The organism is Pseudomonas sp. IT-93MI4 (assembly GCF_949767635.1).
Taxonomy (GTDB): domain Bacteria; phylum Pseudomonadota; class Gammaproteobacteria; order Pseudomonadales; family Pseudomonadaceae; genus Aquipseudomonas; species Aquipseudomonas putida_A.
This window is the reverse complement of record NZ_CATKPP010000055.1, coordinates 282,063-294,718: the sequence shown is the minus strand read 5'-3', so window position 1 is coordinate 294,718 and position 12,656 is coordinate 282,063. Positions and strand designations below refer to the sequence as shown.

8 protein-coding genes are annotated in these 12,656 nt (G+C 62.3%); 5 read left to right on the top strand and 3 right to left on the bottom strand.

The window, feature by feature from the left end; all coding sequences use genetic code 11:
- Positions 1-17 precede the first annotated feature (17 nt).
- Genes ACM6I7_RS22285 through ACM6I7_RS22275 form a run of 3 tightly spaced genes read left to right on the top strand, consistent with a single transcriptional unit; the run spans position 18 to position 3,582 of the window.
- Complete coding sequence (locus ACM6I7_RS22285) at positions 18-1,919, top strand: sensor histidine kinase (protein WP_414889303.1); 1,902 nt, start codon at positions 18-20, stop codon at positions 1,917-1,919.
- Positions 1,916-3,244 carry a sigma-54-dependent transcriptional regulator gene (locus ACM6I7_RS22280; protein WP_027612079.1) on the top strand — a complete coding sequence of 443 codons (1,329 nt, stop codon included), beginning with the start codon at positions 1,916-1,918 and terminating at the stop codon, positions 3,242-3,244. The genes ACM6I7_RS22285 and ACM6I7_RS22280 overlap by 4 nt, the downstream gene beginning before the upstream one ends.
- A gap of 8 nt (positions 3,245-3,252) precedes the next feature.
- On the top strand, positions 3,253-3,582 hold the full coding sequence (locus ACM6I7_RS22275; protein WP_177408932.1) for a GlpM family protein: 330 nt from the start codon (positions 3,253-3,255) through the stop codon (positions 3,580-3,582).
- A gap of 178 nt (positions 3,583-3,760) precedes the next feature.
- Here the strand turns inward: ACM6I7_RS22275 and ACM6I7_RS22270 are convergent, their stop codons facing one another.
- Positions 3,761-4,780: an alpha/beta hydrolase gene (locus tag ACM6I7_RS22270; RefSeq protein WP_330207644.1), complete on the bottom strand. Its 1,020-nt coding sequence runs from the start codon at positions 4,778-4,780 to the stop codon at positions 3,761-3,763.
- Between the two features lie 313 nt (positions 4,781-5,093).
- Between ACM6I7_RS22270 and ACM6I7_RS22265 the strand changes: the two genes are divergently transcribed.
- Positions 5,094-10,259: a dermonecrotic toxin domain-containing protein gene (locus ACM6I7_RS22265; protein ID WP_414889302.1), complete on the top strand. Its 5,166-nt coding sequence runs from the start codon at positions 5,094-5,096 to the stop codon at positions 10,257-10,259.
- Between the two features lie 121 nt (positions 10,260-10,380).
- Entirely contained in the window at positions 10,381-11,298 is a 918-nt protein-coding gene (gene metR / locus ACM6I7_RS22260; protein ID WP_007968856.1) for a transcriptional regulator MetR, read from the top strand.
- A 217-nt stretch (positions 11,299-11,515) separates the two neighbouring features.
- Here the strand turns inward: metR and ACM6I7_RS22255 are convergent, their stop codons facing one another.
- Both ACM6I7_RS22255 and ACM6I7_RS22250 read right to left on the bottom strand, forming a co-directional pair.
- Entirely contained in the window at positions 11,516-12,013 is a 498-nt protein-coding gene (locus ACM6I7_RS22255) for a GNAT family N-acetyltransferase (RefSeq protein ID WP_414889301.1), read from the bottom strand.
- Positions 12,014-12,015: 2 nt separating this feature from the next.
- The gene (locus ACM6I7_RS22250) at positions 12,016-12,654 is read right to left on the bottom strand and encodes a LysE family translocator (protein WP_414889300.1); all 639 of its coding nucleotides are present in this window, start codon (positions 12,652-12,654) and stop codon (positions 12,016-12,018) included.
- Between the last annotated feature and the right edge of the window lie 2 nt (positions 12,655-12,656).

Genomic DNA, 12,656 nt, shown 5'->3' with positions numbered 1-12,656 from the left:
GACCCAAGGCAACTGTGATGAAATGCGACCCCAATCTCTATCGCGCAGCGCCGCCATCACTTGCCGTGAAGCCCCGTCTGATTCGCCATCTGTTCCTGCCGCCGCTGATCATCATCCTGATGATCGGACTGGGTTACATCGGCTTCTGGACCAGTGAACATTTCGGCATCCGCAGCCTCAGCGAAAACGGCCAGCGTCAGCTCGAACTGCACGCGCGCACGGTCGAAAGCGAGATCAGCAAATACACCTACCTGCCCAGCCTGCTGGAACTGGAAACCAGTGTCCCGCAATTGCTCGCCGACCCGACTCCGGAACACCGGCAGACGGTCAATGCTTACCTTGAAGGCCTGAACCGGCGCAGCCGCAGTCGGGCCATCTACGTCATGGACACTACCGGCCGCGTCATGGCCACCAGCAACTGGCGCGACGTCGACAGTTACCTCGGCGAAGACCTGTCCTTTCGCGCCTATTTCCAGAACGCCGTGCGCGGCGAACCCGGACGTTTCTACGGGATCGGCAGCACCAGCGGCGAACCCGGTTATTACCTCGCCCACGGTCTGGAAGAACACGGCAAGATCATCGGCGTCGCCGTGGTCAAGGTGCGCCTCGAAGCGCTGGAAGAGCGCTGGCAACGCGCCCGCCTGGAAGCCTTCGTCAGCGACGAGAACGGCATCATCATTCTTTCCAGCGATCCGGCGCGACGCCTCAAGTCCGTAGTACCGCTGAGTGATGAAACCAAAGAAAAACTCGCGCGCAGCCTGCAGTACTACTGGTTCCCGCTCAACGAACTGCAACCGCTGGCCCGCGAAACCCTGGCCGACGGTGTGGAGAAACTGACCTTCCCGGCCAACAGCGAACTGAGCGCCGATGACGACAGCATCAGCTATCTGGCGCAGACCCGGCCGCTGAGCGACACGCCATGGAGTTTCACCCTGCTCACGCCGTTGCAGGACTTGCGTCGTGAAGCGATCAATCAGGGAATCCTGGTGGCCGTGGCCTTCGCGCTGGTGGCGTTCCTGCTGATCGCCTGGAACGAACGGCGCAAGGTCATCGCCACCCGCCTCGCCGCCCGCGAAGCCCTGCAGGAAGCCAACAATCAACTGGAGCGTCGGATTACCGAACGCACCGGCGACCTGCGCGCCAGCAACGAACGGCTCAAGAGCCAGATCCGCGAGCGACGCCAGGCAGAAGAGACCCTGCGTCGCGCTCAGGACGAACTGGTGCAGGCCGGCAAACTCGCGGCCATCGGCCAGATGTCGACCAGCATCGCCCACGAACTGAACCAGCCGCTGGCGGCGATGCGCACCCTGTCCGGCAACACCATTCGCTTTCTGGAACGCGGCCAGCTCGATGTCGCCAGCACCAACCTCAAGACCATCAACGACCTGATTGACCGCATGGGCCGGATCACCGCCAGCCTGCGTTCGTTCGCCCGGCGCGGCGACAACGAAGGCCAGGCCAGCCTCGGCAAAGCGGTGGACGCGGCCCTGCAACTGCTCGGCGCGCGGGTCGAGAGCATAACGCTGCAACTGCATCGTCAGTTCAGCGACGTACAGGTGCAGATCGACCAGACCCGCCTCGAACAGATTCTGGTCAACCTGATCGGCAACGCCCTCGACGCCATGCAGGCGCAACCCGCACCGCAGCTGTGGCTCGATGGCGAAGAGTTCAACGGCAAATATCGCCTGCGGGTGCGCGACAACGGCCACGGGGTCGACGCCGAAGCACGCAAGCATCTGTTCGAGCCGTTCTTCACCACCAAACCCGGCGAACAGGGTCTGGGCCTCGGCCTGACCCTCTCCGCCAGCCTCGCTGCCGCCACCGGCGGACACCTGGGTGTCGAACACCCGGCCAGCGGTGGTACCACCTTCGTTCTCAGTTTACCGTTGGTAAGCCCTACTCCTGCCGAGCCAATATGAACCACGACCTTAGTGTGCTGATCGTCGAAGACGACCCCCATGTGCTGCTCGGCTGCCAGCAGGCGCTGACCCTGGAAGACATTCCCTGCATCGGCGTCGGCAGTGCCGAAGAAGCGCTGGAGCGGGTCGGCGACAACTTTGCCGGGATCGTCATCAGCGACATTCGCCTGCCCGGCATCGATGGCCTGGAACTGCTGACGCGCCTCAAGGCGCGCGACCGCAGTTTGCCGGTGGTGCTGATCACCGGTCATGGCGATATCTCCATGGCCGTCGGCGCGATGCAGAAAGGCGCCTACGATTTCATGGAGAAACCGTTCTCGCCGGAGCGCCTGGTGGACGTCGCTCGTCGCGCGCTGGAGCAACGCAGCCTGGCTCGGGAAGTGTCTTCGCTGCGTCGGCAACTGGCCGAACGCGATTCCCTCGAAGGCCGGATCATCGGGCGCTCGCCAGCCATGCAGAACTTGCGCGAGCTGATCGCCAACGTCGCCGACACCTCGGCCAACGTATTGATCGAAGGCGAGACCGGCACCGGCAAGGAACTGGTCGCCCGTTGCCTGCACGACTTCAGTCGTCGGCATGCCAAGCAGTTCGTCGCGCTGAACTGCGGCGGCCTGCCGGAAAACCTCTTCGAAAGCGAGATCTTCGGTCATGAGGCCAACGCCTTCACCGGTGCCGGCAAACGGCGCATCGGCAAGATCGAGCATGCCGACGGCGGCACGCTGTTCCTCGATGAAGTGGAAAGCATGCCCCTGCCGTTGCAGATCAAACTGCTGCGGGTGTTGCAGGAACGCACCCTCGAACGCCTCGGTTCGAACCAGAGCGTGGCGGTGGATTGCCGGGTGATTGCCGCAACCAAATCCGACCTCGACGAAGCGAGCAAGGCCGGCGAGTTTCGCAGCGACTTGTACTACCGCCTCAACGTGGTGACGCTGGAACTGCCACCGCTGCGCGAGCGCCGTGAAGATATCCTGCAACTGTTCGAACACTTCACCCAGCAGTCGGCGCTGCGTTTCGACCGGGTGTTGCCGGAGCTGGACAACCAGACCCTGTCGAACCTGATGAGCCACGACTGGCCGGGCAACGTGCGTGAGTTGCGTAACGTCGCCGAGCGCTTTGCCCTCGGCCTGCCGGCGTTCAAGAAGTCCGGCGCCAGCAGCGGCGGTCAGGGGCTGGCGTTCGCCGAAGCGGTGGAAGCCTTCGAGCGCAACCTGCTCAATGACGCCTTGCAACGCAGTGGCGGCAACCTGACCCAGGCCAGTCAAGAACTGGGCATGGCCAAGACCACGCTGTTCGACAAAGTGAAAAAGTACGGGTTGAGCCACTGATGGATCTGATACTCAAAGCGGCACTCGGCGCGGCGGTGGTGGTGATCCTCGCCGCGCTGTCGAAGACCAAAAACTACTACATCGCCGGACTGGTGCCGCTGTTTCCGACCTTCGCCCTGATCGCCCACTACATCGTCGGCAAAGGTCGTTCGATCGACGATCTGAAGGCGACGATTGTGTTCGGCATGTGGTCGATCATTCCGTACTTTATCTATCTGACGACGCTGTACGTGCTGGTGGACCGCATGCGCCTGGAGGCTTCACTGGCGGTGGCGGTGGTCGCGTGGCTGATCGCGGCGACCGTGCTGGTCACGGTCTGGGTGCGCCTGCACAGCTGATCACAGCATTGGCTTCACTCAGGATCTGCCGGCTCGCCCCGGATACACCTGCCTACTCTTTGAGTGACAGTGATGGCCCCTTCGCGAGCAAGCCCGCTCCCACATTCGGAATACGGTTCCCCTTGTGGGAGCGGGCTTGCTCGCGAAGAGGCCCGAGTCAACACCGCTAAAACCTCAGCTACAGCAGGTTGCCGCTTGCCACCGGTTCGATCTGCGCCCAGTGCGACGTGTCTTCACGATGCGCCTGCAAATACGGCAACACCGCCGCCAGCAAGGGCGCCTTGAACGCCTCCTGAAAGCGATGAGCCAGCCCCGGAATCAGCTTCAACTGACTGCCACGAATGTGCGCCGCCAGATGCACGCCGTGCATCACCGGCAACAGCGGATCGGCCGTGCCGTGCACCACCAGGGTCGGCACGCGCAGTTGATTGAGCAAGGCCACCCGGCTCGGCTCGGCAAGTATCGCCATGATCTGCCGTTTCACACCTTCAGGGTTGAACGCCCGGTCGTAGGCCACCGCCGCCTGATGCAGCAACGCTTGCCGGTCATCGGTGACCGCCGGGCTACCGAGCGCCGCCAGCAGATCGGCCTGCTGTTCCAGCGCCACCTCGCGATTCGGCGCGCCGCGCCGCGCCAGCAGTTGCACCAGCGCCGCACTCGGTGCCGGCAAACCTTCAGCGCCGGAACTGGTCATGATCAGCGTCAGACTCTCTACCCGCTGCGGTGCCATCGCCGCCAGATGCTGGGCGATCATCCCGCCCATGCTCGCGCCCAATACGTGAAACTGGTCGACGTGCAAAGCGTCCATCAAGCCCAGCGCATCGTCGGCCATGTCCGTCAGCGAGTACGGCGCCGACACCGGCAAGCCGAGTTTGTAGCGCAGCACTTCAAAGGTCAGGTTGGCCTCGACCGGGGCCTGCCGCCAGGTCGACAGGCCGACATCGCGGTTGTCGTAGCGGATCACCCGAAAGCCCTGCTGACACAGCGCAACCACCACTTCGTCCGGCCAATGGATCAACTGACCACCCAGGCCCATGACCAGCAACAGCGCCGGATCCGAGGCACGGCCGATGCTCTGGTACGCCAGGCTCACCTGTGCCAGATCGACCCGTTCAGTCGGTACATTGACGTCGCAACGCGAAGCCGCCATCGACGGCAGGCCGAACAACAGCGCGGCCAACAGAAAAAATAAACGCATGAAGAAACACCGAAACGCAGAACCCCAGTAGAGCGCGAGTCTGATGAAGTTTGTTCAAGCGCGCTGCCACAGTTGCGTGACAGTTTGATGAAGATTGCCGAGCGGTCATCCTGCACAGCGTTCCGACGTCCGACACGATCTTCTACGCCAACGCGATGAAGGCAACGAATCAGGCCGGAGCGGTCTGTACATCCTCTGAAACAAAACCACTACCCAGCGATAACCATGTACCGCATGGGCCTGTGAGAGCGCGCCTCTAATAGGCACGAAGGCCGGGATTACCCGGTCTGCATGCCCTCTGGAGCCTTGTCGCATGTCCCACGCACTGCCCTCTGCAACGGCCGACTTCGGCCTTGATCAACGATTACAGCCATACGTCGATCAAACGCTTTACCTGTTGGCGACGGCTCGTTTGAACGACTGTCACCAGCAATGGCTGGATCTCCTGGCCCACCATCCCCAACAACCCGAAAGCGCCTGGTGGGATGTCCGCGCGCCCGGCACTGCGCTGTCGCGGCGCGAGCATGCCCTGAGCCTCTATCACCGGCATTTCGAGGCCGCGCTTCATTGGGCGGGGGCCGAAGGCAGGCTCGACGCCACACAACGACAGAGGCTGTCGCAGCTCCTCCCCCCTTCGAACAAGGTCGCGGCGGACCTGCGGGTCGCGCAACCGGTACTCAACCGCGTCGATAACAGCCGCCTGCGTGTGTACGGCACGTTGCTGATCAAGCTGGAGGAAACGCTGCTGCTTTATCTGCCCACGCACTCGCAACCGTTGATCCGTTTCGAACAGCAGACCGCGCTGGAACGCTGGCTGATTGACCAGCAGCCGGATCCGTTACGCATCACCTCGCTGGACTTCATCGAGTTCGGTAGCGATCCACTCACACGCGCAATTGAACCACTGCTGTCCACATCGGCAAGCAGCGGTGCCAGTTGGGCCGCGCTCGACAAATTTTTCCCGGTCGCGCCCACCCTGCCGGAGAGTGCCGGGCAAACCGTCGATGAAGTTGCGCCCTTCGGTTTGCTGGTTGCCGGTATTCCCCTGGACGCGCGCCGGCAGACGCTGGCGCTTGAACAACGTGCGCTCGACCGCTTGTTTGGCGACGCCGAGCTGAACAGCCCGCAACGTCAGCAACTGGCGCAACGATTCGACGCTTTGAGCGAGGCGCAGCAAGCCAGTCATGACGCGGCATCCGCCCTGCTCGACAGCCACCATCCGCTGACAATGCTCGAACTGCGCCAGGCCAGCAACCAGCACTACCACGCCCTGCTTCAGGCCCGTATCGCAGGGCTGCGCGCCGAGGTCGAACTGCAAAGGGCGCTGGATCAGCTGACCGTCGAGGAGCATCGGCGAATCATCGCGATGCTGGACGCACCGGGGCGCCATCTGCCGACAGCGGACGGGGTTATCGCCCGCCTATCGATGGCGGCGGCAGATCAGAACATGACCGCCGTCGAGGAGCTGCATGGCGTACTGATCATAGCGACGACCGCCGCACTGGAGCCTGACTCGAGCGACAGCCTGCTGCTTTACTGGCCGGGCGAGTTCGGCGGGCTGCAACGTTTTACTTCACGTACAGCGCTGGCACAGGACCTGTTCAAACATTCGCCGAACGACGGCGGGCTGACCCTGCACCTGACGCCGCTCACGGGGGACCCTCTGGCCTGGTCCCTTGATCGACAGCTCTATCAATGCGAACAACAGGCCGCGCAGATCCTGCGTGACAATCCGCTGCCCGGCCGTGCCGACCAACGCCGGGCCGAGATGGAAAAGCTGCGCGAACAATATCTGCCACGCCTGACCGTAGCGGTCGCGCAAGCCCGTGAACGGGCATTTACCGAACGTCAGGCGCAAGATCGCAGCGCGGCGCTGGCCGGCAACCTGCCTGCATGGTTTGAAAAGCTGGACGACGCGCCACGTGCACGGATCAAAACGCTGATCAGCCAGTACCTCGGCGCCATGCAACGCGCTCATGCGTTGCTCGAACGGGAATTACCGCCGCGTCAGGCCTTTGCCGAACAACGCATCGACGCCCGCTTGCGCGCAGACTTTGCGCTCAAACAAAGCGCGAGCGTGAGCCTCGACCTGCCCGACTCGACCTTCTGGCAAAAAACCGTGATGGAAGGCGCCGCGCCTGGCACACCGCAACGCAATATCCTGACCGCGAGCGACAAGCGCGGCGACCTCACCCTTGAACAACTGGCACAGGAAAACATCGATCAGGACGTGCAGTGGCGCCTGTCCTTCATGCGGGCCAGGATCCGCGCCGAGAACCCCACTGATCGACAGCGCCTGGAAGCCGGGATCACCCCGGCCTATTTGCGCAATCTGGTAACAGAGCTGGATCTGCCCGGACGTTACGAAGAACTGATTCGTCAGGCATTTTTCGGCGCGCCGGGAGAACCGGCGTTTCAGCAGGCCTGGCGCCGTGAATGCCTGAGCGAACCGTGGCGGCTGATGCTCAGGTTGCAAGGTGAGTTCGCGCTGCTGCAACGGCACATCGACAATGCAGGCCATGCCGTGCTGAAAGTCGCCATCGAGGCGAATACACCTCAGGCGTATGCCGTGAATGGACAACGCATCGCGCTGCTGCCGGTGCACCTGACCGTCGGAGGAGAGGACACCGCGCATCAAGGACCGAGCACGCTCGCGGGTGTCACATTGATTGTCGAGCAAACCAGTGGCCTGACGCTGCTGTACCTGCCCGACAGCCCCGACGCGATCCTCCTGCGTCAATACGAAACGCTGGAACAGGCGCGGGTCGATCTGTTCAGGCGTTGTGTGGACAGCAAAATGGTCAGCTACCTGGCCGGACGCGCCGTGAGCGGCGATTTTGCCAGCCATGTCAGCCGGATCAACCAGGCCCAACTGCGCAATTTCGATGCGCTGATCGGCGTCGGGATGGCCTGGCCGGCGACCACATCGTTGGCCATTCATTTATTGAACGTGCACATGGGCCGGTTGCTGGAGGCCCATCGCAGCAGTTCACGTTCCAACGATGCGTTGTATCTCGAACGCTGTGCACTGAAGTCCGGGGCGTTGTTCAACTATCTGAAAATGGCTATCGGCATGTTGCCGTTCGTGGGCGCGGCCGTGGCCCTGTATGACGCCTGGAACAGTGCCAATCTGGCGGTCGCGGCGTTCTTGCGCGGCGAGCTCGGACATGGTCTGTCGGAGGTGGAAGCGGTGCTGCTGTCGCTGATCGACGCGGCAATGGATGTGCTTCCCGGAACCGTCTCGGCCCCCGCAGCCGCACGTCTGGCCAGCCGCCAGCGGCAACGCGCGGCACTGTGCAGATCCGCCGCGATGTCGACGTCCTGGCAATGGACCAGGCAGACGCTTGAGCGTTTCAAGGGTTACGAGTACGAATTCGAAATCTCCCTCGCCGGCCTGCACCCGGCCACCCACGGTGTCTATCGCAACGTCTACCGCCACGCCGATGGCGACTTCATCGTTCGTCAGGGCCGTATCTATCGGGTTCAGCTCAGCGATGCGCCGCGTGGCTGGAGGCTTTATGGCTCACGGATGCGCAGCTACAAACAACCGATCGCCCTCGACGAAAACGGCCAGTGGAACACCCATTACGCGGTGTACGGCACCGTTATGGACGGTGGCGGTGCCGGCGGCGGCGCGGTGCTCGGACATCTGGCCGACGGCATGGACCCGCTCTGGCCCGCGCCAATTCGCCAGTGGTTGCCGCGCTGGTGGACCGATCGGCAACTGCGCAGGCAATTGACCCTGACCAACACCGCCGACGCCTATACCCGGCGCCTTGATACCCAGACACGCGCTTCCAACCAGCTGCTGGAGAACTACCAGAAACTCGACGTTGCCCAGCGCAAGCCACTACACACAGCAGTCGACGCAGCATGCCTGAATGACATCGATCTCGCGATCGCCCAATACGACAACCTTGCCGAACTGTTGCCCTTGAGCCATGGCCGCAAGCGTCTGCAGATCGAAGACATCCGCAGCCGCTGTGCCTGGATCGTGGCCGACCGCGCCGTGCAGCGCGTCACTGTTGCCCGCGACCGCTTGCTGGAACACCTGAACCGCATCGACGCACTGGTCGCCGAATCCGATGCCACCCCTTTCGGCAATACAGCGGCCCATATAGAACTCATGGCCCGGCGCAAGCTGGTACGCAAGGATTTCCTCAAGGAGTTCGATCAACTGCACACAATCACCGAGCAGGCCAACCTGTGGAACAACCGCATCAGCAATCGCGCGCAGAAAGCCCAGATGGCGAAAGACATGACCGCGCTCAACCGCAACCTGGGCGACAACACGCACCACTACCTGAGAACTGCACATCTGCTGGAAATCATTACTCGCTACGATGCGGTCAGCGACCTGTCCTGGGTGTATTTTCATACCCAGCTCAAAGACGCCCGGGTCAAGGTCGGGCGCGCACTGCTGACCCAGCATCACCTGCCAGAAGTCAGCGCCAGCCTGGTCGAGCGCAAACAGGTGATCGAGGATTGCCTGCAGATCTATGCCGGTTTCCGTCGTCAGCTCAACGCCTGGACGCTGGGTTATGCGCAGCATCTGGATCTGGAACAGGTCGGGCCATTCCTCGATGGCCTGACCAAGGTCGAAGCACACGCGCGGCACTCGATCAAACAGCGTCCGCCGATCAAACCGCGAGAGCCGGGCGGCAGGCAACTGTTCGAAACCGAGGACAACCAGTTGCTGATCGGTACCGAAAGCATTGACCCCGGCACCCGGGAAAAACGCTTTACCGTCGAAGGCATCGACGGTTTCCGCGAAACCTGGCTGCCGCGCTCCAGCGGCAAATATCATCTGCAAGCCCGCCCCGCACCTGCCACAACACCGCTGCCAACCGATGTTCAACCATTGCTCGCGGAAGCGCGAAAACGTCTGGAGGCGGTTGCGGCCTACAGCGCCAAGGTGCAGGGCTACACCCGTCAGGACATGTTGCCGGTGGATCTGGAACACATGTTCAGCAGCGAAGCGACTGAGCTGAGCATCCGCGCCCAGGCCATCGAACGGTTATCGCCGACCGAACCACTGGTGCTGCAATTGCACGCCAAGGCCGGTGAGCTGCGACGTACCGGTCGTACCCTGCGCATTGATCAGTCACTGCGCAGCAAGACACCCACCGAAGGCTATCTGGACTATTTGCTGCAACAACAAGTGGTGGATATCCGCCGCGAAGGTTCATTGCGGGCACTGGGCAAGCGCGCTGACGGACGCAAGGATTTCCTTCAGGAATACCAAGTGCGCGACCTCACCAGCACCCCACCGCGCACGCTGTGGTTCGCCCACTTTCACTACACCTCGGACAAGGTGCCGTTCGCCGACTTCGTCAAAGCCCACCTGAAATTGCCGGAACAACGCAATCTCGGCCTGCAATGGCAGCAGGCCCAGGCCGCCGGCGGTGCGCAAGTCGAAGCGATCTGGCGTGGCGATATCGGCAAACCGCTGGGCATTCGGCATTTCGCAGATCTCTAAGGCAAAAAGCAGCGGGGCACTGACTGTGCCCCGCTGCTTTTTGAGCGGTCGACAGCGCCGTCAACATGAGACAAACTCACCGCTTTCGTCATGATCACAAATTTTCTTCATGGGGCCAGCAGTGCTTGAAATCCGTCATCTGAAAACCCTGCACGCCCTGCGCGAGGCTGACAGCCTGGTCGATGCCGCCGACCGCCTGCACCTGACCCAATCGGCGCTGTCGCACCAGTTCAAGGAACTGGAGGAACGCCTGGGCATGCCGTTGTTCGTGCGCAAGACCAAACCGGTGCGTTTCACCAGCGCCGGCCTGCGCCTGCTGCAACTGGCTGACGCGACCCTGCCGCTGCTGCGCGCCGCCGAACGCGACATCAGTCGCCTGGCCGGTGGCACCGCCGGGCGCCTGCACATGGCGATCGAATGCCACAGCTGTTTCCAGTGGCTGATGCCGACCATCGATCAGTTCCGTGACGCCTGGCCGGAAGTCGAACTCGACCTCGCCTCGGGCTTCGCCTTCGCCCCGTTGCCGGCACTGGCCCGCGGCGATCTGGACCTGGTGGTGACCTCCGATCCGCTGGACATCGCCGGCATCACTTACGTGCCGCTGTTCACCTACGAAGCGATGCTCGCGGTGGCCAACCAGCACCCGCTGGCGAGCAAACCGTACATCGTCCCCGAAGACCTGCTGACTGAAACCCTGATCACCTACCCGGTAGAACGCGATCGGCTGGACATCTTCACCCGCTTCCTCGAACCGGCCGACATCGAACCGGCGCAAGTGCGCACCTCGGAGCTGTCGGTGATGATGATGCAACTGGTCGCCAGCGGCCGTGGCGTCTGCGGCATGCCGCACTGGGCGCTGCACGAATACAGCTCACGCGGCTACGTAAAGGCCAAGCGCCTGGGTGAGAAAGGTCTGTTTGCCACGCTGTACGCGGCGATTCGTGCGGACATGCTCGATGCGCCTTACATGCGCGATTTCCTGCTGACCGCCAAGGACACCTCGTTCTCGACGCTGGATGGGGTCAGCGCGGTTCGCTGACACCAAGGTGCCTCATGACTGACGGTAAACCGAGAACATTTGCGAGACAAAAAGATTCATTGTGGTGAGGGGATTTATCCCCGATGGGCTGCGCAGCAGCCCTGAGACCTGTGCACTCGGTGTTTCAGATAGCCCGCGTTTGTAGGATTTGGGGCTGCTTCGCCGCCCATCGGGGATAAATCCCCTCGCCACAAAAACCTCTCACTTAGGGGGACGATCAGAGTTGTCGCCACATGTGGATCTTGTCGAAGTAGTCTTCGCCGACCCGCACCGCCAGCGGCTCAAGGCCGAACTGGATGAAGCCGCAGCGTTGGTACAGGGAGAACGCGGCGTCGTTGCCGGCGGTGACGGTCAGTTGGATGAGTTTCAGTGCAGGATGTGTGTGTGCTTCGGCGATGGCGGCCTGCACCAATGCATGGCCCAGGCCGTGCTGGCGAAAATCGGCTGAGACGTACATGCCGAACAGGGTCGACTTGTGCCGGGCCTTTTCTCGCGGTTCGAAAGCCAGGCCGACGATGCCGGCCAGTGTGCCTTCCTCGAACGCACCGAGCACCACGTCGAGCTTGCTGGCCAGCCGCGCTTCCCACCAGCTCAGCGGCATCACCGCGCGCTCGCGCACGCTGGAGGTGAAGGCCTGCGGATGGCGGTCGTAGGCTTCGAGCATCAGCTCGCGGTAAGCCAGGGCATGACTGGCGTCGAGGCGTTCGATCCACATGTTCAGGCCGTCCTGCGTTGTTCAAGCATCAGACGCACCGCCAGACCGGCGAGTACAAATCCCATGAAGTAACGCTGCAGCGCCAGCCATGTCGGATTGCGCACGAACCACGACGCAATGCCCGCCGCGAACAGCGCGATCAGCAGATTGACGCTGAAACTGACGCTGATCTGGGTCAGGCCAAGAATGATGCTCTGGGTGAACACAGAACCGTGTTCGGGGCTGATGAATTGCGGAAACACCGAGAGGTAAAACACGGCGATTTTCGGGTTCAGGGCGCTGGTAAGAAAGCCCATGGTGATCAGTTTGCGCGACGAATCCGCCGGCAGATGCTGCGCTTCGAACGGCGAGCGCGCACCGGGTCTGACCGCTTGCCAGGCCAACCACAGCAGGTACAGCGCACCGGCCCACTTCAACACTTCATAAGCCATCGGCACCGCCAGAAACACTGCGGTCAAACCGGCAGCCGCGGCAAACATGTGCACGAAAAATCCCGCGACCACACCGAGCAACGAGGTGACTCCGGCCTTGCGTCCCTGACAGATCGAACGCGAGATCAGGTAGATCATGTTCGGCCCCGGCGTCAGTACCATCAACAGCGCGGCGGCGGCGAAGATCAGCAGGTCTTGAAGCGGGATCATGG

Bases quoted from the DNA above. Each gene is read 5' to 3' on its own strand.
- ACM6I7_RS22265 (WP_414889302.1), top strand. From the start codon at position 5,094: ATGTCCCACGCACTGCCCTCTGCAACGGCCGACTTCGGCCTTGATCAA.
- ACM6I7_RS22285 (WP_414889303.1), top strand. From the start codon at position 18: ATGAAATGCGACCCCAATCTCTATCGCGCAGCGCCGCCATCACTTGCC.
- ACM6I7_RS22270 (WP_330207644.1), bottom strand. From the start codon at position 4,780: ATGCGTTTATTTTTTCTGTTGGCCGCGCTGTTGTTCGGCCTGCCGTCG.
- ACM6I7_RS22250 (WP_414889300.1), bottom strand. From the start codon at position 12,654: ATGATCCCGCTTCAAGACCTGCTGATCTTCGCCGCCGCCGCGCTGTTG.
- ACM6I7_RS22255 (WP_414889301.1), bottom strand. From the start codon at position 12,013: ATGTGGATCGAACGCCTCGACGCCAGTCATGCCCTGGCTTACCGCGAG.
- ACM6I7_RS22280 (WP_027612079.1), top strand. From the start codon at position 1,916: ATGAACCACGACCTTAGTGTGCTGATCGTCGAAGACGACCCCCATGTG.